Origin of the sequence: Streptomyces sp. TN58 (assembly GCF_001941845.1) — a bacterium.
GTDB lineage: Bacteria > Actinomycetota > Actinomycetes > Streptomycetales > Streptomycetaceae > Streptomyces.
The window spans coordinates 976144-994346 of record NZ_CP018870.1 but is presented as its reverse complement, the minus strand read 5'-3'; the positions used below and the strand labels follow the sequence as shown (position 1 = coordinate 994346).

The 18203-nt window shown below is 75.2% G+C and carries 17 protein-coding genes and 1 pseudogene; 6 read left to right on the top strand and 12 right to left on the bottom strand.

Annotated elements, in window-relative coordinates:
• Window positions 1-109 precede the first annotated feature (109 nt).
• Window positions 110-367, top strand: a complete 258-nt coding sequence (locus BSL84_RS04575; protein WP_075969866.1) for a hypothetical protein — start codon at window positions 110-112, stop codon at window positions 365-367.
• A 64-nt stretch (window positions 368-431) separates the two neighbouring features.
• On the opposite strand, the gene BSL84_RS04570 is transcribed toward BSL84_RS04575, so the two are convergent.
• Both BSL84_RS04570 and BSL84_RS04565 read right to left on the bottom strand, forming a co-directional pair.
• The gene (locus tag BSL84_RS04570) at window positions 432-1646 is read right to left on the bottom strand and encodes an NAD(P)/FAD-dependent oxidoreductase (protein ID WP_075969865.1); all 1215 of its coding nucleotides are present in this window, start codon (window positions 1644-1646) and stop codon (window positions 432-434) included.
• Between the two features lie 123 nt (window positions 1647-1769).
• The gene (locus BSL84_RS04565; protein ID WP_030031653.1) at window positions 1770-2855 is read right to left on the bottom strand and encodes a helix-turn-helix domain-containing protein; all 1086 of its coding nucleotides are present in this window, start codon (window positions 2853-2855) and stop codon (window positions 1770-1772) included.
• 99 nt (window positions 2856-2954) lie between these two features.
• On the opposite strand from BSL84_RS04565, the pseudogene BSL84_RS04560 reads away from it, so the two are divergent.
• Window positions 2955-4148: pseudogene (locus BSL84_RS04560) on the top strand (MFS transporter); the annotation flags it as partial.
• Window positions 4149-4183: 35 nt separating this feature from the next.
• Here the strand turns inward: BSL84_RS04560 and galK are convergent.
• A complete protein-coding gene (gene galK / locus BSL84_RS04555; RefSeq protein ID WP_075969864.1) occupies window positions 4184-5347 on the bottom strand; it encodes a galactokinase in 1164 nt (387 codons plus the stop codon).
• On the bottom strand, window positions 5344-6375 hold the full coding sequence (galT, locus tag BSL84_RS04550; protein ID WP_045320937.1) for a galactose-1-phosphate uridylyltransferase: 1032 nt from the start codon (window positions 6373-6375) through the stop codon (window positions 5344-5346). Before galT ends, galK begins: the two co-directional genes overlap by 4 nt.
• Before the next feature lie 178 nt (window positions 6376-6553).
• Here galT and BSL84_RS04545 point away from each other — a divergent pair, with 178 nt between their 5' ends.
• The 3 genes from BSL84_RS04545 (at window position 6554) to BSL84_RS04535 (ending at window position 10367) form a co-directional block, all read left to right on the top strand.
• Window positions 6554-7132 carry a type 1 glutamine amidotransferase domain-containing protein gene (locus BSL84_RS04545; protein WP_030032491.1) on the top strand — a complete coding sequence of 193 codons (579 nt, stop codon included), beginning with the start codon at window positions 6554-6556 and terminating at the stop codon, window positions 7130-7132.
• 187 nt (window positions 7133-7319) lie between these two features.
• Complete coding sequence (locus BSL84_RS04540; RefSeq protein WP_051873222.1) at window positions 7320-9389, top strand: SpoIIE family protein phosphatase; 2070 nt, start codon at window positions 7320-7322, stop codon at window positions 9387-9389.
• Between the two features lie 210 nt (window positions 9390-9599).
• Window positions 9600-10367, top strand: a complete 768-nt coding sequence (locus BSL84_RS04535) for an NPP1 family protein (protein WP_030029253.1) — start codon at window positions 9600-9602, stop codon at window positions 10365-10367.
• 300 nt (window positions 10368-10667) lie between these two features.
• Here the strand turns inward: BSL84_RS04535 and BSL84_RS04530 are convergent, their stop codons facing one another.
• On the bottom strand, window positions 10668-11555 hold the full coding sequence (locus BSL84_RS04530; protein ID WP_075969863.1) for an SDR family oxidoreductase: 888 nt from the start codon (window positions 11553-11555) through the stop codon (window positions 10668-10670).
• 88 nt (window positions 11556-11643) lie between these two features.
• Here BSL84_RS04530 and BSL84_RS04525 point away from each other — a divergent pair, with 88 nt between their 5' ends.
• Window positions 11644-12108, top strand: coding sequence for a MarR family winged helix-turn-helix transcriptional regulator (locus BSL84_RS04525; protein ID WP_075969862.1), 465 nt, complete (start codon window positions 11644-11646; stop codon window positions 12106-12108).
• 14 nt (window positions 12109-12122) lie between these two features.
• Here the strand turns inward: BSL84_RS04525 and BSL84_RS04520 are convergent, their stop codons facing one another.
• From BSL84_RS04520 to BSL84_RS04490, 7 genes are all read right to left on the bottom strand, one after another.
• Window positions 12123-13538, bottom strand: coding sequence for a HAMP domain-containing sensor histidine kinase (locus BSL84_RS04520; protein WP_075969861.1), 1416 nt, complete (start codon window positions 13536-13538; stop codon window positions 12123-12125).
• Window positions 13535-14260: a response regulator transcription factor gene (locus BSL84_RS04515; protein ID WP_045320934.1), complete on the bottom strand. Its 726-nt coding sequence runs from the start codon at window positions 14258-14260 to the stop codon at window positions 13535-13537. Before BSL84_RS04515 ends, BSL84_RS04520 begins: the two co-directional genes overlap by 4 nt.
• Window positions 14261-14304: 44 nt before the next feature.
• Complete coding sequence (locus tag BSL84_RS04510; protein ID WP_234363410.1) at window positions 14305-14886, bottom strand: HPP family protein; 582 nt, start codon at window positions 14884-14886, stop codon at window positions 14305-14307.
• A gap of 245 nt (window positions 14887-15131) precedes the next feature.
• On the bottom strand, window positions 15132-15710 hold the full coding sequence (locus BSL84_RS04505; RefSeq protein ID WP_159393502.1) for a hypothetical protein: 579 nt from the start codon (window positions 15708-15710) through the stop codon (window positions 15132-15134).
• A gap of 65 nt (window positions 15711-15775) precedes the next feature.
• Complete coding sequence (locus BSL84_RS04500; protein WP_030032737.1) at window positions 15776-16558, bottom strand: cytochrome c biogenesis CcdA family protein; 783 nt, start codon at window positions 16556-16558, stop codon at window positions 15776-15778.
• A complete protein-coding gene (locus tag BSL84_RS04495) occupies window positions 16555-17169 on the bottom strand; it encodes a TlpA family protein disulfide reductase (protein WP_075971973.1) in 615 nt (204 codons plus the stop codon). Before BSL84_RS04495 ends, BSL84_RS04500 begins: the two co-directional genes overlap by 4 nt.
• Complete coding sequence (locus BSL84_RS04490; protein ID WP_075969859.1) at window positions 17166-17969, bottom strand: thioredoxin family protein; 804 nt, start codon at window positions 17967-17969, stop codon at window positions 17166-17168. Before BSL84_RS04490 ends, BSL84_RS04495 begins: the two co-directional genes overlap by 4 nt.
• Window positions 17970-18203 lie beyond the last annotated feature (234 nt).

Here is an 18203-nt window from a genome sequence, read left to right as displayed (position 1 = left end):
AAGTCACGCGTTCCAGTGGCCTGACGCCCGTACTCGGCCCGAGGTGTATTCGACGTACGCCGTCACCGGAAAGCCCGGGGCCGGTCCACGCATCGGATGGAGAACCGTCGTGTACGAGAGTTCCTGGATCGGCGGAGTCGTCGTGGCCGCAGTCGCGGTGACCCTGGTGGGCACCGGCATCGGCCTGCTGGCGACCTCGATGGCCGCCCCCACCCCCGCCACAGCTCCGCGACCGGCCGTCCTGATCCTCCCCCTGGACCCCGCGGGCGCCGTCCACACGGAATACGCCACGGTGACCGCCCCGAAGCCGCACGCCGAGGCGGCCGGCCCGGGGCACCCGAGCCTCGGATCCGGGCCCGGTGGGTGAGGACGGCAGTCCGCCACCGGATGTGCGTGAGGCCGGCCCGGGGTGGGCCGGCCTCGGGGGCGGGTCAGGCAGGCTGGTCGGCCGCGGCCGTGGGGGCCGGGGTGCGACGGGGGGTGGCGGCGAGCAGCCGCTGCCGGTGGGGGCCGCCCGAGACGCGGTGCAGGCCGTACGAGCCGGGCTCGCGGGCCTCGCCGGCCAGGTGCTTGACGATGCCCTGGCAGATGAACTCCTTCAGCTTCGCGCCGGGGCGGCCGGCCACGTGGAACCACAGCGCGACGTCGTGGCGGCGGGCGACCTGGAAGATGCCCGCGCGCCGCCCCAGGCTGATGCACTGACCCGCGAACACCGCGTTCAGGGGCTCGGGCCGCTCGCCCGCGATCCGGCTGAGCACCGTGTCGGCGGCCCGCGCGCCCAGTGGGATCGCGGCCTGGCAGCTCATCCGCAGGGGCAGGTCCGAGGGGGCCGCCGAGTCTCCCGCCGCGACGATGCGGTCGTCGTCCACGCTGGTCAGCGTCTCGTCCGTGAGCAGGCGCCCCTCCGCGTCGGTGCTCAGCCCACTGCGGGCGGCCAGGTCCGGCACGGCGAAACCGGCCGTCCAGACGGTCACCTCGCTGGGCAGTTCGCGGCCGTCGGCGAGGCGCACGGCGGCTCCGGTCACGGCCGTCACCTTCGCTCCCGGTCCCTCCAGCACGGTCACACCCAGCCGGGCCAGCCGTCCGGCGACCGAGCGCCGGCCCCGGGCGTGCAGGTACGGGCCGAGCACCCCACCGCAGACCAGGGTCACCGCCCGGCCCCGCTCCGCCAGTTCGGCCGCCGTCTCGATGCCGGTCGGCCCGCCTCCGACCACCGTCACCGGCGCCGTCGCGGGCGTGGCGTCCAGCACCGGCCGCAGCCGCCGCGCCTCCTCCAGGCTGTTGAGCGGGTAGGCGGACTCCGCGGCTCCGGGCACTCCCGGGTCGGCGCTGCCGCTGCCGACCGCGTACACCAGGTAGTCGTACGCGGCCGTGCCGCCCGACGCCAGCGCCACGCGGCGGGCGGCCGCGTCGATCCCCGTCACGCTGTCGACCAGCAGGCGGACACCCGCGCCCAGCACCTTCGCGTACTCGACGACCGCGTCGTGGGAACCGCCCACCAGCTGGTGCAGGCGGATCCGCTCCACGAAGTCCGGGCGCGGGTTGACCAGCGTCACGGTCACCCCGCCGTGCCGCGTCAGGCGGTTGGCCGCCATGACGCCGGCGTATCCGCCCCCGATGACGACGACTTCGGTGTTCTCGGCCATGGTGTGCTCCCCGTGCTCTCGTTGCCGGCTGCTGTCGGCTTCCGGGCACGAGACACCGGTGCCTCCTCCGCTGTGACAGGGGACCCCATGTGACCCGCAGCACACGGGGCCGTCCACTGCCGCTCAGCGCAGTACCGCCGCCAGCAGGTCGGCACCCAGCGCCGTCAGGTCGGGCAGGTTGAGGGTGTAGCGGACGTACCGGCCGCGCCGCCGGGCCGTGAGCAGACCGGCGCGGCGCAGCACGGTGAGGTGGCGGGATACCTCCGGCGGTGACAGTTCCCAGGCATGGGCCAGCTCCCGGGTGGTGTGCGGGCCGCGGGCCAGGGTGCGCAGGAGCCGCAGCCGTACGGGATGCGACAGCGCTTCCAGCCGCAGGGTGACCGTCTCCAGCGACACCGGCTCCGCCGGGCTCGGCCCGGCCACCGGGTACTGCACCACCGGCTGCCATCCGGGCGCGTGCACCACCGCCAGGTGGGGGCTGCCGAAGACGCTGGGTATGAAGGTGACTCCGCTGCCGTGGGCGGCCGTCGCCTTGTCCAACAGCTTGTCCACGACGATGCAGTCGCCGCCCGGGGCCAGCGAGACGGCGCCGGACACGGCCGCGAGCGCCGCACCGGCACCCTCGCGCCTCAACAGGTCGTTCTTCACGCGGAGGTCGGCGGCGAGGCGTACGGCGACATCCGCCCAGGCGGCGTCGAAGAAGGCCTCGGCGCACTGTTCGAGGGTGGCTCGTACCCGCGCCCGTACGGCGGCCGGATCCGCCAACAGGCGTTCCGCGAAGGCCTCCTGGCGTACGCCGCGGGCCTGCGCCAGATCCAGGGCGCGCTCCCGCGCGGCCGCGTCGGCCAGCGGTGACGGCGCCCCGAACCCGACCCGGCTGCTGCCGCAGGTGGTGACGAGCGCCGCGGTCACGTACGGCTCGTCGTCGATCCGGTCCACCGCGTCCAACTCCTCCGCCAGGGTCTGCCGGGGCCGGGCGGGAAGCAGGAAGTCGGCCTGCGAGGAACGCCAGAGGAAATCCGCCTCCCGCAGCCGCTCCGCCAGCTCCGGCCGCAGCCCGGCCCAGACCTCCCCGGCCCAGTCGGCGAACTGCGGATGATGCCCCGGCTCCGCCAGCACGTGCAGCATCGCGGTCAGTTCGGCCAGCGGAGAAGCGGCGAACCGCAGCCGCCCGGACGGCAGCCCGCCGATGTCGATCCTCAACGTCACCCGCCCAGCATCGCCGACCGCACGGCCCACCCCGGCACCGGGTTGACGAACTCCGTCAACCCGCGTGCCCGGCCCGGCACCCGCGCGCACGTTGACGCCATGGAAACCCTCACCACGATCCGGCCGCGCGCCCTCGTCCGCGCCTGCGGAGGCCCCCGCTACGCCGTCGCCCTGGCCGTGGACGCCCTCGGCACCGGCCTGCTACGGCCCTTCCTGCTGCTCTACGGGGTGATGGTGCTGCGGCTGTCCGCACCGGCCACCGGCATCGCCATGACGGCGGGCATCGTCGTCGGCCTGGCGTGCATGCCCGCGGTGGGCCGCTGGCTGGACCGGGGCGCACGCAGCACGGTAGTGGCGGCGTCGATGCTGGTACGGGCCCTGGGCGTGGCACTGCTGCTGGCCACCCCGGCCGGACACCTCTGGCTGTTCGCGGCGGCGGCGCTCCTCCTCGGCGCCGGCAACCAGGCGTGGCCCGCCGCCCACGCGGCCGTCGTGGCCACCGTCGCCCGCGGCCGGGAACGCGACACCGCCCTCGCGGCGGCCCGCGCCCTGCGCAACGCCGGCCTCGGCGCCGGCGCGCTCCTCGCCACCGCCTGCCTGGCGGGCGGCGCCACCGCCCTGCGCGCGATGGCGGTCGCCACCGGTACCGCCTACCTCACGGCGGCTCTCCTGGCGTGGTCGGTCCGCCTGCGGGCGCGCCCGGCCGCCGCCCCCGCCGAGGACGGGACGGAGGCGGGGCCCGCTCCCCGGACGCGCGCCCTCCTGGCCGCCAACGTGGTCTACGTCTTCTGCCTCAACGTCCCCGAAATCGCCCTCCCCCTGGTGCTGGTGACGCAGCTGCACGCCTCACCGGTGTGGTCGGCGGCCGTCTTCGTGGCCAACACGGTGCTCGTGGTCACCCTCCAGGTCCCGGTCACCGTCCTGATGTCCCGCTACCCCCGGCGCACCGTGATGGCCGCTGCAGGAGTGCTGCTCGCCGCGTCCTACCTGGGCTTCCTCGCCGCCACCGGGCTCGGACCGGGCTGGGCCGCGCCGGCCGTCGCCGCGGTGTCCGTCGTCTGCACCCTCGGCGAGATCCTCTACGCCGGCAGCGCCACCGCACTGGTCACCGCCCTCGCCCCGGCCCACGCCCTCGGCCGCGTCCTCGCCCGCTTCGAACTCTCCACGGGCTTCGGCCTCGCCGTCTCCCCGGCCGTCATCACCGCACTCGCACCCCACGGCCCGGGCGCCCTCTGGGGCGGGCTCGCCGGTGCGACCCTGCTCTCCGCCTCCGCCGTCGCCGCGGAGCACGACGGGACGGCGCGGGAAGGGGAAGGCCGAAAGCCCCGTCAGCCGATGCGGCGGGCCCCCGCCGACGGCACCGCCTCCAGCACGGCCGGCGGCGCGAAGCCGGCCGCCGCGAAAGCGGCCGTGACGGCCCGCGCCACCGATCCGGCCGCCGCGGCCGGGACCAGGGCGAGCACGGACCCGCCGAAGCCGCCGCCGGTCATCCGGGCACCGAGGGCGCCGGCGGCGACAGCCGACTCCACCGCCAGGTCGGCCTCCGGGCACGAGACGCGGTAGTCGTCCCGCAGGGAGGCGTGGCCCGCCGTCAACAGCGGCCCCAGCGCCTCCGGTTCACCGGCCGTGAGGCGTTCGACGGCCCGGCCGACCCGGGCGTTCTCGGTGACCACGTGCCGGACCAGCGGCGCGAGGTCCCGAGGCAGCCCGGCGAGGGCGCCGGCCAGCTCCGCCTCGGAGAGGTCCCGCAGCGCGGCCAGCCCCAGCAGCCCCGCAGCCCGCTCGCACCCCGCCCGCAGCGCCGCGTACGCCCCGTCGGCGAGGTCGTGCGCCACCCGGGTGTCGAGCACCAGCAGGCGCAACCCGCGCCCGGTGAGGTCGAAGGGCACCTGCCGCACCGCCAGGCTGCGACTGTCGAGGTACAGGGCCCGGCCCGACGCGCAGCAGACCGACGCCATCTGGTCCATCACCCCGCAGGGCACCCCGGCGAAGGCGTTCTCGGCGTGCTGCGCCACGCGCGCCAGCTCCGGCCGCGGCAGCCGCAGCGCGTACAGCTCGTCGTACGCGACGGCGAGCGCGCACTCCAGTGCCGCGGAGGAGGACAGGCCGGCGCCCGCCGGCACGGTGCTGTCCAGGTGCACGTCGGCGCCGCCGACGGGCAGGCCCCGCTCCCGCAGCGCCCAGACCACCCCGGCCGGGTAGCGGGCCCAGCCGGACACCCGGCCGGGGGCGAGGTCCGCCACCGCGAGCTCGGTGACCCGGCCGTCGCCCTGGGCGCTGTGCAGGCGCAGCAGCCCGTCGTCGCGTCGGCCGGCCGCCAGCACGGTGGTCTGCGGCAACGCCATCGGGAGGGCGAAGCCGTCGTTGTAGTCGGTGTGCTCCCCGATCAGGTTGACCCGGCCCGGGGCGGCCCAGACCCCCTCCGGTGCACGGCCGTGGATCCGCTCGAACTGCCGGCGCACGGCCGCGGCCTCCGCCGCGGGCCCGGTCACAGGGCCTCCCGCAGCCGCCGCGCCGCCGCCTCGGGCGCCACGTCGTTCATGAAGGCGTCCATCCCGGCCTCGGTCCCGGCCGTGTACTTGAGCTTGTCGGCGCTGCGCCGGATCGTGAACAGCTCCAGGTGCAGCGCCAGTTCCCCGCCCCCGAGGAGCGGAGCCTGATGCCAGGCCGCGATGTACGGGGTGGGCCCGGCCGCCGCCCCGAACAGCCGGTCGAAGCGCCGCAGCAGGTCCAGGTAGAGGCCCGGGAACTCGGCGCGCTCCGCCTCGTCCAGCCCCGTCAGGTCGGCGACCCTGCGGTGCGGGTGGAGGTGGACCTCGTACGGCCAGCGTGCCGCGTACGGGACGAAGGCGGTCCAGTGCTCCCCGGCCAGGACCACGCGCTCGGTGGCCGCGCGGGCCTCGGCGAGGATGTCCTCGAAGAGGTTGCGTCCGGTACGGGCGCGGTGCGCGGCCGCGGCGGCCAGGTGCTTGGCGGTGCGCGGGGTGGTGGTGGAGAAGGCGTAGATCTGGCCGTGCGGGTGGGCCAGCGTGACGCCGATCTCCGTGCCGCGGTTCTCGAAGCAGTACACCTGCCGTACGCCGGGTCGGGCGGACAGGTCGGCGGTGCGGTCGGTCCAGGCGTCCAGGACCAGCCGGGCCCGCTGCGGCGTGAGGCCGGCGAAGGCCGCGCCGTGCTCCTGGGTGAAGCACACCACCTCGCAGCGGCCGGCTTCCCCGGCGAGGGACGGGAAGCGGTTCTCGAAGACGGCCACCTCGTAGTCGGATGCCGGGATCTCGCTCTGCCGGCCGTCCCGGGAGGGGCAGAGCGGGCAGGCGTCCGCCGGCGGGTGGTGGGTCCGGGACTGCCGGTGGGCGGCGATGGTGACCCAGTCGCCCGTGGCCGGGTCCCGGCGCAGTTCGGGGGCGCTCTCGACCCGCTCCAGCGGGCGCCGGTCCTCGGCCGCCCGGTCCCGGCCGGGTTCGCTGTCGTAGTAGATGAGCTCGCGGCCGTCCGCGAGCTCGGTGACGGTCCTGTACACGCGCACGTCCTCGCCTGTCTCGTCAACGGGGTCACGGCCGGGGCCGACGCGTCCCCGATCATACGGCCGGCCGGGGCGGTCCGGCCGTTTGCCCCCCGTCCGAAGGGGCAGGCGCAGTGCGCGGGCGGGCCGGGAAGGAGGACGTCCGCGATCCGACCGTGGAAGGGACGTGACGACGATGAAGGTGGCTTTCCTCGTGGCGCCGGAAGGCGTCGAGCAGATCGAGCTGGAGCGGCCGTGGCAGGCCGTGGCCGACCAGGGCTGGCAGCCGCGCCTCGTGTCGACGGAGAGCGGCCGGATCCAGGCTTTCCACCACCTCGACAAGGCGGACACCTTCCCGGTCGACGACGTGGTCGGCGCCGCCGGACCGGACGACTTCGACGCCCTGGTGCTGCCGGGCGGTGTCGCCAACCCCGACGCCCTGCGCATGGACGAGGGCGCGGTCGACTTCGTCCGGGGCTTCTTCCGCGCCGGCCGGCCGGTGGCGGCGATCTGCCACGCCGCATGGACGCTCGTCGAGGCGGACGTGGTGCGGGACCGGACGGTGACGTCCTGGCCGAGCCTCGCCACCGACCTGCGCAACGCCGGTGCCACCTGGGTGGACGAAGAGGTACGGGTGTGCCGGGCGGCGCCCGGCACGCTCGTCACCAGCCGTCGGCCGGACGACCTGGACGCCTTCTGCACCGCCTTCGTCAAGGAGTTCGGCGCGGAACCGTCCGCGGAGGGTGCGTCCGCGGCGGACCCCTCCGGCTCCTGACGGACCGCCGGCGCGGACCCGGGCGGCGGGCTGTGGCGGGAGGTGGGCCGTGAGCGGCGGCGATGAGCGCCTGTCCGGAGCCGGAGCCGGACCCGGAGGCGGGGCCGGTTCGCGCGCGAGCGCCGATGCGGGCCCCGTCATCGGCTCCGGCGCCGGCTCGGGAACGGACCGGGCGGCCGGCTCCCGGCTGCTCGACGAGGCGCTGACCGAGACGGTCCGGCGGACGGGGGCGTCCGCCGGCGGGCTCCACCTCTGGGACGGTCCGCAGCGCGGCCTCCTCGCGCTCGCCGTGCTGTGCGGCGTACCAGCCGAGGTGGCGTGGCCCTGGTACCGGATCCCCGCGGCCGCCTCCACCCCCGTGAGCGACGCCGTGCGCGAGGACCGGCTGGTGTGGATCGGCTCGCAGGAAGAGCTGGCCCACGACTACCCGCAGGCAGCGGTCAGCCTGCCCTACGAGTTCTGCCTGGCCGCCGCGCCGCTGCGGGGCCGCCGTGGCGTCCACGGCGCCCTGTCCCTGCTGTGGCCCGCCGGCCACGCCCGCGCCGCGAGCCCGCGCGAACAGCACCACGTGGCCTCCGCGGCCCGACGTATCGCCCGGATGCTGGACGAGGCCGGCGGCATGCCCGCGGTGCCCGACCGGCCCCGCGTCGTCCCCGTCACCCCGCCCCGCGCGTACGGCGGCGGGCCGGCGCAGGCCGCCGCCGACTGGGCCGAACGCCTGCCCGAGGGCGCCCTCGCCCTGGACCTGGAGGGCCGGATCACCTTCGTGGACGGCACCGCCGCGGACCTGCTCGGCCGCACCGGCGGCCGGCTGCTGGGCACCTGGCCCTGGCAGTCCCTGCCCTGGCTGGACGCACCCCTGGTCGAGGACCGCTACCGGTCCGCCGTACTCAGTCGCGAGCCCGTCGAGTTCACGGCCCTGCGCCCGCCGGACATCGCGCTGCGCTTCCAGCTCTACCCGGACTCCAGCGGTATCAGCGTCCGCGTCACCCGCCCCGCCCGGCACGTCGAGACGGTCCCGTCCGGTCTGCCGGCCGGCCGGTCCGTGCCGCACACCGGCCGGATCCACCAGCTGCTGCACCTCGCCGCCGCCATGACCGAGACCGTCACCGTCCGCGACGTCGTCGAGCTGGTCGCCCACCAGGTCCTGCCCGCGTTCGGAGCCGACGCCCTCGTCCTGTCGGCCGCCGACGCGGGACGCCTCAAGATCACCGGATATCACGGATACGACCCGGCGACCATTGAACGGCTCGACGGCCTGCCCCTGGGCACCGGGCTGACCCCCGCCGGGCAGGTACTGGCCGACGGCGTCCCCGCGTTCTTCGGCGACCCCGAGGCGATGTCCCGCGCGCACCCCGGCGCGGCACAGATCAGCGGCAAACAGGCCTGGGCGTTCCTGCCGCTGACCGTTTCCGGCCGCCCGGTGGGCTGCTGCATCCTCTCCTACGACCGGCCGCACGACTTCACCGCGGACGAGCGAGCCGTCCTCACCTCCCTGGCCGGGCTGATCGCCCAGGCCCTGGACCGGGCCCGGCTGCACGACGCGGCGCACGACCTCGCCCACGGTCTCCAGCAGGCCCTCCTCCCGCACAGCCTTCCCTCGGTGCCGGGCCTGCGGGCCGCCGCCCGCTATCTGCCCGCGGGCCACGGCATGGACATCGGAGGCGACTTCTACGACGTCGTCCCGCTGGACTCCACCACCGTCGCGGCCGTCATCGGCGACGTCCAGGGGCACAACGTCGCCGCCGCCGCCCTCATGGGGCAGGTCCGCACCGCCATCCGCGCCGCCGCGGGCGCCCCGCCCGGAGCGGTCCTCGCCCGCACCGGCCGCCTCCTGGCGGGTCTGGACACCGAACTGCTCGTGTCCTGCCTCTACGTCCACATCGACCTCGCCGGCCGGTGCGCGACCCTGGCGAGCGCCGGGCATCCGCCGCCCCTGGTACACGCCCCGGGGACCCGGCCGCGCCGCGTGGACCTCGACCCCTGCCCGCTGCTGGGCATCAGCGCCGACGCCCCCTGCCCCGAAACCCGCCTGGAGCTGGCCCCGGGGACCCTGCTGACCCTCTACACCGACGGGCTGGTCGAGAAGCCCACAGCGGTCGGCGTCGACGCCGAGCGCGGCACCGACGACGTCGCCGCGGTCCTCGCCGAACACGACGGGGCGGATCCGGACGACCTCATCGAGGCGATCCTGTACGGCACGGGCGCGGCCTCCGTGCACACGGACGACATCGCGCTGCTCCTCCTGCGCGTGTGACCGCGGCCCCGCTCCCCGCCCGCCCCGATGTCTGACATTTCATCAACTCTCCGTTGTCTAAGGGGAGTTCGAAGCCGCCGCGCATAAAGCAGACGCTGCGCGGACCCTTGCCGTGTCGACCTGGTTCGCGAATGATGCTCCGGGCGTGTCGGTCGGCGGTGGCCGTCTCCGGCCCGCCACCCCCGAACCCGACCGGCCAGGAGGCCTGTTGTGCGGAGCAACCGTCGCATCCGGAGATCCCTCGTCGTCGCCGGTGCCACCCTCGCGCTCGTCGTCGGCGTCCCGCAGGTGGCCTTCGCGGCCCCGCCCCCGGCGCTGCCCGGCCAGGCCGAGGAGATCGAGCGGACCTTCCAGCCCGCCTACGACTACGACACCGACGGCTGCTACCCGACGCCCGCCATCGGCCCGACCGGCGTGCTGAACGGAGGGCTCAAGCCCACCGGAGCCCTCAATGGCAACTGCCGGGACGCCTCGGACCTCGCCAACACCAACGGATACTCACGCTGGAAGTGCAACAACGGCTGGTGCGCCGTGGTCTACGCGCTCTACTTCGAGAAGGACCAGGCGATCCCCGGCATCAGCCTCGGCGGCCACCGCCACGACTGGGAGCACGTGGTGGTCTGGATCCAGGGCGGCGAGGCGAAGTACGTCGCCACCTCCGCGCACGGCGACTTCGAGATCCACGCGCGCGACCGGATCCGCTGGGACGGCACCCATCCCAAGATCGTCTACCACAAGGACGGCATCGGCACGCACTGCTTCCGCGCGGCGAACACCAACGACGAACCCCCGGAGAACCACCGCGGCACCTGGCAGTACCCCGTACTCGTCGGCTGGTCGGGGTACCCGGCCGGGCTCCGGGACAAGCTCAGCCAGGCCGACTTCGGCAGCGCGCACTTCGGCCTGAAGGACGGATCCTTCACCTCCCACCTGGCGGAGGCCAAGCCCGCGGGCATCCCCTTCGACCCGTACCTCTGATCGACCCCGTGCCGGACGGGGCCATGGGAGGCCTTCGCACGGTCGCAGGCCGACCGGTCGCCACACGGTCACAGGCCGACCGTGTTCATGAGGATGATGGCGGCGAGGTTCAGCAGGATGACGGTGAGGACGACGCCGACCGAGATCCAGGCCTTGCGCGATTCGTCCATGGCCGCGGCTCACCTCCCGACGGGGACGCGCCGCCGCGCGGCGCTCCGGAGGCCGGGCGGGTGCCCGGCCGGCCTCCTCCCATGATGGCCCCGCCGCGGACGCGGCACATGTCCTGCGCTCCGGCGCCCGTCAGGCCGCGACCCAGGCCCCCGTCATGCCGAGGACGGCCGCGCCGTCCAGATCCGCCAGTTTGGCCCCGGCGAAGTCGCGGGCCCACTCGGTGGTCTGGAGGCGGAAGGCGGGGCGGTCGGCGGTCAGCGCCTCCATGACCGCCTCGGCCGCACCGGCCGGCGTCTGGGCCGCGCCCTCGGTGAACTGGCTCACCGTGCGGTCGATGTAGGTCCGCAGCGCGTCGGCGTACGGTCCGGCCGCGGAGATCCGGGCCTCGAAGTCCAGCCCGATGTTGTTGACGAACTCGGTCGCCACCGCGCCCGGCTCGACGACGGACACGCTCACGCCGAGCGTCCTCGCCACCGGCGCCAGGCTCTCCATGTACCCCTCCACCGCGAACTTGGCCGCGCAGTAGGCCTCGTTGAAGGGCTGGCCGATGACGCCGCCGACGCTGGTGACGGTGACCAGACGGCCACCGGTGGCCCGGAGGTGGGGGAGTGCCGCCTTGGAGACGTTCAGCACGCCGAAGAAGTTGACCTCCATGACCTCGCGGACGTCCGCCACGGTCTCCAGCTCCAGCGTGCCGAGGTGTCCGGCGCCGGCGTTGTTGACGACCGCGTCCAGGCGGCCGTAGTCGGCGATCACGCCCTCCACGGCGGCGGTGACGGACGCCTCGTCGACGACGTCGAGGCGGCGGATGTCGATCTCGACGCCCGCCTCGGCGGCGGCTTCCCGCAGGGCGCCGGCCCGGGTGGTGTCCCGCAGCGTGGCCACCGTACGCCAGCCGGCGCGGGCCGCGGCGACGGCGGCGGCCAGGCCGATCCCGGAGGAGGTACCGGTGATCAGGACGGTGCGGACGGGGGCGTCGGCGGCGGTCGCGGCGGAGGTGGTGGGGGGAGTGGACATGGGGGGACCTCTGGAGGCTCGGGTTTATGTGCGTGCACACACACTTTAAAGTTATGTGCGTGTGCACGCAAACCCTAGACTGGGGGACATGCCGAAGAAGCTCACAGAAGCCGAGATGCCGGCGGCCGACTACGCCTTCTACGGGCTGGTCTGGGCCGGCACGACGATGACGGACCGCGTGGACAAGGCCCTGGTCAAGGCCCACGACCTGCCCGTGTCCTGGTTCGAGGTCATGCTGTGGCTGGCGTCCAGCCCCGAGCCGGTGCCCGCCTCCGTCCTCGGCAACAGCACCCTGCTCAGCCGCAGCCAGGTCTCCCGGGTCGTGGACGCCCTGCAGAGCCGGGGAGTGGTGACCCGCACCCCCTCGGCACGCGACGCCCGCTCGGTGGAGGTCTCCCTCACCGCGGCCGGACGCACCCTCTTCGCCGAGGCCGACACGACCCGCCGCGAGGCCCTCGCCCCAACCTTCACCGATCTCCTCGACACCGACGACCTGGAGGCCCTGGGCAGGGTCTGGCGCAAACTCAAGGGCGCCGCCAAGGACGCCTCGTAACGGGACCGGCCCCCTCAGCGGCTGCGCGGCCAGACCGGGCGGCGGCGCGCCGCGCCGCGCGGCCTGCGGAGCCTGCGGCCTGACGGGGCGCACGGGGCCAGCGCGAACGTCACCGTGATGTGCGCGCCCCCCAGCGGGCCGCGGGTGATGCGCATCGAGCCGCCCGTGGCCGTCGCCGCCCGCTGCGCGATGTCCAGGCCCAGTCCGGTGGACCCGGTGCTGCTCCCGCGGGACAGGGCCCGGTCCGGTTCGGGGATCCCGGGGCCGCCGTCCTCCACGACGAGCTCCACGGCCTGGGCCGTACGGACCACCTGGACGCCGAAGGGGGTCCCCGGAGCGGTGTGCCGGAAGACGTTGCCGATCAGCGCGTCCACGACGGCGGCGATGTCGTCGTCGGAGAGGTTGACGGCCGTGGGCTCCTGGGTCAGGTCGAGGGTGCACCGGCGGTCCTGCTGTTCCGCCAGCACCGACCAGAAGGCCGTACGGCGGCGTACGACGTCCGCCGCCTCGCAGCGCGGGCCGGACGCCCCCGCGGCGGCCGACGTCTTGCCCCCGGCCGGCTCCGTACCGAGCAGCCCCTGGCCCATGGGGCCCACGGCCAGCGGGGTGCGCGCCGCGGCGATGATCGCCTGCAGCTCCGTCTCCAGCTCACCGACGGCCGCCTCCACGCGGGCCGACTCCGGCGTGCCCGCCATCCGCTCCGACGCCAGGTGCAGGGCGGTCAGCGGCGTCCGCAGCCGGTGGGACAGGTCGGCGACCAGCTCGCGTTCGACGGCGAGCAGCTCGGTCATCCGGTGGGCCATCGCGTTGAAGGCGACACCCGCGTCACGCAGCTCCCGCGGGCCCATGGGCTCCACACGCGTGTCCAGATCGCCCTGGCCCAGCGCCCGCGACGCCTGCGCCAGCCGCTTCGAGGACCGGACGACCTTCGCGCCGAGGCGGTCGGCGACCAGGACGGAACCGCCGACCAGCCCCACCGCGAGGAAGAGCATCACCGCCCACGACTCCCTGACCCCGCGGGTGAGCTCCGCCTCCGGGACGAAGTTCTCGATGACGGCGACCTGGTCGCCGGGGAGCACCACCGGCTGGAGGCAGATCCACCCGGCGGGGACCTCCTGGGAGATGGACTCGCGGCCCTGCTGCGCCCGTTGGAGCAGCGCCGCCGGGGCCTTGGAGGTGCCGAGGGCCCCCGAGCCGGGCAGGTGGACGACCAGGTGCTCGGCCGCGTCCAGGCTAGCGGCCGACTCCCGCAGCGCGTACGGGTCGGTGGTCAGCGTGAGGACGGGCGCCAGGGCGGCGGCCCGCTGCTCGGCGGCGTTGACGCCCTGCTCCCTGACCAGCGACATCACCAGCATCGCCAGCGGTATGAGGAAGGAGAGGGCGACCATGGAGGTCACGGCCAGGGCCACTCCGGCCAGGGAGCGCCTCACCGCGGGGCCACGAGTTTGATACCGACGCCCCGGACGGTCAGCAGGTAGCGCGGGGCCGCCGCGCGTTCACCGAGCTTGCGCCGCAGGGACGACAGGTGCACGTCGACGGTCTGGTCGTCCACGTACGGCTCCCGCCAGACCTCGGTCAGCAGCCGGCGTTTGGAGACGACCTGCCCCGAGTGGTGGGCGAGGAACGCCAGCAGGTCGAACTCCCGGCGGGTCAGGCGCAGCTCCCGGCCTGCCAGGTAGGCGGTGCGAGCCCCCGGGTCCACCGCCAGCTCGCCCACCACGGTGGCCCGGAGCGGGTCGGCCGCCGCGGCGGCCGGTGCGCCCGCGGCGGCGGCTCCGGCGGGCGGGACGTGGCTGGTGCGCCGCAGGACGGCGGAGAGGCGGGCGACGAGCTGCCCGCCGGAGAACGGCTTGACGAGGTAGTCGTCCGCGCCCGCGTTGAGGATCTTGATGATCTCGGCCTCGTCGTCGCGCGCGGTGGCCACCAGGACGGGCACGGAGGATATGCCCCGGATCATGCGCAGCGCGTCCCCTCCGTCCAGGTCGGGCAGCCCCAGGTCCAGGACCACGGCGTCGACCGGCGTCTGCGTGACCTCGCGCAGGGCGCCGAACCCGTCGGCGGCGCTGCGTACGGCATAGCCGTGTTCCGTCAGGACCTCGATCAGGGACTGTCGGATGCTGGGGTCGTCTTCCACGACCAGGACGCTCGGCATGCGGACACCTTAGGCCCGTCCCGGGGGCTCCCGGCGGCCGGGCCTCACCACCAGTACTGCGGGTAACGGCCGCCGGTGCGGCGGGCGCGCGAGAGGGCGCAGCCCGCCAGGACGATCAGCACCGCCGCCCCGGCCAGGAGCGGTACGAAGGTACGCGGGTCCGGCGTCCGCAGGACGATGACGACGGCGGTGGCGCAGGCGGGGGAGTGCGGGGTCCTGGCCAGGGTCATCAGCGCCAGCGCGGCCCCGGCCGCGACGGCCGCCACCCAGGGCGAGCTGCCGAAGGCGGCGAGCCCCGCGTAGCCGACGGCGGCGCACAGCAGGTGGCCGCCGATCACACTGCGGGGCTGGGCCAGCGGCAGGCCGGGCACGCTGTGCACGATCGCCGCGGACGCGGCCAGCGGGGGTATCAGGACGGGCTCGTGGAGGGCGGCCCCGATGGCCACCAGGCCCAGCATGACGGCGGTGGCACCGCTGACGCTGTGCAGGACGGTGCCCGGCGCCGGAGCGGGGGCCCGCCCCACCAGGCGCGACGGTATCCGGCTGCGCGCGGGCGCGGCCGCGGGCGTACGGGGCCGGGCCTGCTGTGCCTGCTCGTGCTCGGGGGCGATCTGGTCGGTGCTCAAGGGGGATGGCGTCTTCGGGGCAGGGCCGGCGGGCATGCGTCCGTCCGGCGGTGAACGGCGGGGAGGGCGGTACCGCCCGGCAGGCCCGCGCGATCGGCAGGTGGGCGGCCGGCGGGTCCGGGGCGCGGCGGCCCGGGGTGGGGGCGTCCGTCATCCCCCTGGATCATACGAAGCCGCCCGAACCGGGCAGCCGCCGGGTCCGCTCCGCGCCGCTCCGCGCCGCACCGTGCCGGTCCCCACGCCCGTCACGGAGCCCCGAACGCCGGGCCCTCACCCGTGATGCGCAGCCGTACGGGGCGGTCGGACACCGGAATGGTGCAGCCGTCCCGCGTGCTGCAGCTCGCGTAGCCGACCAGTACCGTCGCGTCGCCGTTCCCGTCGGCGCGTACGGGCAGCGTCGTGGTGACCGGGCCGTCAGGGTAGACCGGGACGGGGGCGTCGACACCGGGCACACTGATCGACTGCACCTGAGCGGCGGCCTTCAGCCTGCCCTCCGCCTTGAGGGCTCCGGTGACCCCCACCGCGGTCGGCCGGCCGACGCCCTCGACGCCGGTGGCCGGCAGGTCGGTGCTGTAGAGGTGGAAGCCCTCGGCCTCGGGAGTGAAGACCGCCGTGAGGGTGCCCGCCGAGGCCTTCCAGTCGGACACCGACAGGGTGACGGTGACCCCGTTCTCGGTGAAGCTCGTCGTGGGTGCCGGGCCGACGCCGGAGCCGGCGGTGTCCGCGGCGGGCTGCCCGCCGCATGCCGAGACCGCGGCCAGGGCGAGGAGGGCGGCCGCGACGCGGGCCATGCGGGAAGGCCGTACATACAGGGGGGTGTTCATCGGTACCTCGGTAGTGTGCGTGCCGGGCGTCGCGCGCCAGGCGGGACGTGTCAGACAGGGCCTGGCTAGAAGGCCGTGTCGAAATTCGCGCTCCACAACTGCAGCGTGTAGACCATGTCGTTCCAGACCCCGGTGGCCAGCAGGACGCCGACCAGGACGAGCATGCCGCCCCCGGTCCGCAGCACCCACGGGTAGTGCCGCTTGACCAGGCCGAAGGCGCCCAGCGCCCGCCGGAAGGCCAGCGCGGCCAGGACGAAGGGCAGACCGAGCCCCAGGCAGTAAGCGGCCATCAGCAGGGCTCCGCGGACCGCGCTCGCCTCGGTCCACGCCAGGGCCTGCACGGCGGCCAGCGTCGGCCCGATGCACGGGGTCCAGCCGACGGCGAACACCGCTCCGAGGGCCGGGGCTCCCGCCAGGCCCAGCGCCGGACGCCGGTGGCTGCGGAACTCCCGCTGCGTGAAGCCCGGCAGGAAGCCCATGAAGGACAGCCCCATGAGCACCGTGAGGACGCCGAGCACCTGCGTGATCGTCTCCTGGTGCGCCAGCAGGCTCCTGCCGAAGTACCCGAACAGCGCGCCGCCGGAGACGAGGACCGCGGTGAAGCCCAGCACGAACAGCAGCGCGCCGACCGCCATCCGGTTGCGCCGCCCGCCGCGCGCGTCCGCCAGGTCGGCGACCGACAGGCTGGTCACGTAGCTGAGATAGCCCGGTACGAGCGGCAGCACGCACGGCGAGAGGAAGGAGACGAGTCCGGCGGCGAACGCCACGGGAGCCGCGATCGCGAGCGTTCCGTTGACGAGGGAGGGCGCGTCGGCGAGGGCGAGCGTCCATGGTGCGGCGGCCGTCACGACTCCTCCCGCAGCACGCGTGCGAGCAGGGGCCGCAGCTGTTCGTCGGTGACGGCGCCGGCGATGGCGGCGGCGACGCGCCCGCGGCGGTCGATCACGAGTGTCGAGGGGATCGCCTGGGGGTTGACCACGGAGGGCGGGAACCGGAGCAGGAGTTCGCCGTCGGGGTCGTGGAGGCTGGGGAACGTCATGTCGTGGGCGCGTACGAAGGACCGGGCGGCCGCCCGGTCCCGGTCCCGGGTGTTGATCCCGAGGAAGCGGACCCCGTCGGCGCGCGTCTGCCGGCTGAGCCGCTCCAGGTCGTCCGCCTCCGCACGGCAGGGACCGCACCAGGAGCCCCAGGCGTTCAGGACGACGACCTGGCCGCGGAAGTCGCCGAGGGCGACCGGCCTGCCGTCCAGGTCGGCACCGGCCAGCGCGGGCGCTTCCTGGCGGGAGCCGGAGTCGATGACCGCCGCCCCGGCAGCCGCGCGGACCGTGCCCGGCCCCGCGGCCGCGGACCCGGCCGCCGAGCCGTCGTCCGTGCAGATCCCGGCGACGGCCAGCGCGGCCGCCACCGCGAGGCCGGTGCCGGCCGGGACGGCGACGGACGCCCGGAGGGACCGTCTCATGACGCCCACTTGCGCAGGAAGGCGTTGATGCCCTCCGCGGTCAGCGACGGGTTGCCGGTGACGTGGGTGTCGGTGCGCACGGTGCCGGACGGTGAGACGACGACCAGGACGGGCATCTTGTAGGTGCCGCCCGAGGGGCTGTACTTGCGCAGGAGCGCGGAGTTGGCGGAGCTGTTGCCGCCGATGTCCACCTTGACCAGGTGGTAGGAGGCGCCGAGGATCCCGGCGGTCTGCGGCTGCGCGAACACCTTGTCGGCGGCCTTGCAGTTGCCGCACCAGTTGGCGCCGAAGTCCAGCAGGACCATCCGCCCGTCGGCCTTGGCCGAGCGCAGCGCAGCGTCGATCATCTTCTGCGCGTCGGCCGAGCTGTCGTAGCCGGGGCCGGGAACCTTGGCCGGAGCGGGCGCGGGCGCGGCGGACGTACGGGCCGGCTTGGCGGAGCCCCCGCCGGAGGAGGCGGAGCCGGACGGTGCCCGCGGCGGGGTCGGCGAGGAGGAGGCGGAAGCGGACGCGGACGGCGAGGCCGACGCGGTCGGGGACGCCTCGGCGGATGCCGGAGCAGACTCCGAGGGGAAGGCGGGGGAGGACTGGCCGGTCGTGGCCGCAGCCGCGGCGGCGGAGCCGCCGGACCCGGAGGACGGTCCGCAGGCCGCGGTCAGGCCCGCCGCGACGACGGCCGCGGCGACCAGCGGCAACCGCCGTCCCAGGGGCGCGGCCGAGCGGGGAGACGTCGTACGGCGGTCGGCGCTGGCGGCACTGTCGGCACTGTCGGCGCGGAAGGCGCGGACGGGTCGGAGCATGCGAGAACTCATGGCGAAGACACCCCAAGGCACGGTTCGGACTGCGGGATGGGCGAAGCGCCCCCCGGCTCGGTGAAGCCGGCGGCCCGATGGGCTCGGGGACGGCGTGCCCCGGAGCCGGAGGCCACTCGGCTGAGGCGAGCATAGGACCGCTCGGGGCCCGCGGAACCGACTCGGCGTGATCTTGAGCTTGCCCTAAGGAAGAGCTCACCTTCCGCTTCGCCGGAGCCCCGG

What these genes read in the sequence shown, in the direction of transcription:
- BSL84_RS04570 (WP_075969865.1), bottom strand. Translation starts at nt 1,646, where the DNA reads ATGGCCGAGAACACCGAAGTCGTCGTCATCGGGGGCGGATACGCCGGC.
- BSL84_RS04545 (WP_030032491.1), top strand. Translation starts at nt 6,554, where the DNA reads ATGAAGGTGGCTTTCCTCGTGGCGCCGGAAGGCGTCGAGCAGATCGAG.
- BSL84_RS04530 (WP_075969863.1), bottom strand. Translation starts at nt 11,555, where the DNA reads ATGTCCACTCCCCCCACCACCTCCGCCGCGACCGCCGCCGACGCCCCC.
- BSL84_RS04525 (WP_075969862.1), top strand. Translation starts at nt 11,644, where the DNA reads ATGCCGAAGAAGCTCACAGAAGCCGAGATGCCGGCGGCCGACTACGCC.
- BSL84_RS04515 (WP_045320934.1), bottom strand. Translation starts at nt 14,260, where the DNA reads ATGCCGAGCGTCCTGGTCGTGGAAGACGACCCCAGCATCCGACAGTCC.
- BSL84_RS04505 (WP_159393502.1), bottom strand. Translation starts at nt 15,710, where the DNA reads ATGAACACCCCCCTGTATGTACGGCCTTCCCGCATGGCCCGCGTCGCG.
- BSL84_RS04495 (WP_075971973.1), bottom strand. Translation starts at nt 17,169, where the DNA reads ATGAGACGGTCCCTCCGGGCGTCCGTCGCCGTCCCGGCCGGCACCGGC.
- BSL84_RS04490 (WP_075969859.1), bottom strand. Translation starts at nt 17,969, where the DNA reads ATGCTCCGACCCGTCCGCGCCTTCCGCGCCGACAGTGCCGACAGTGCC.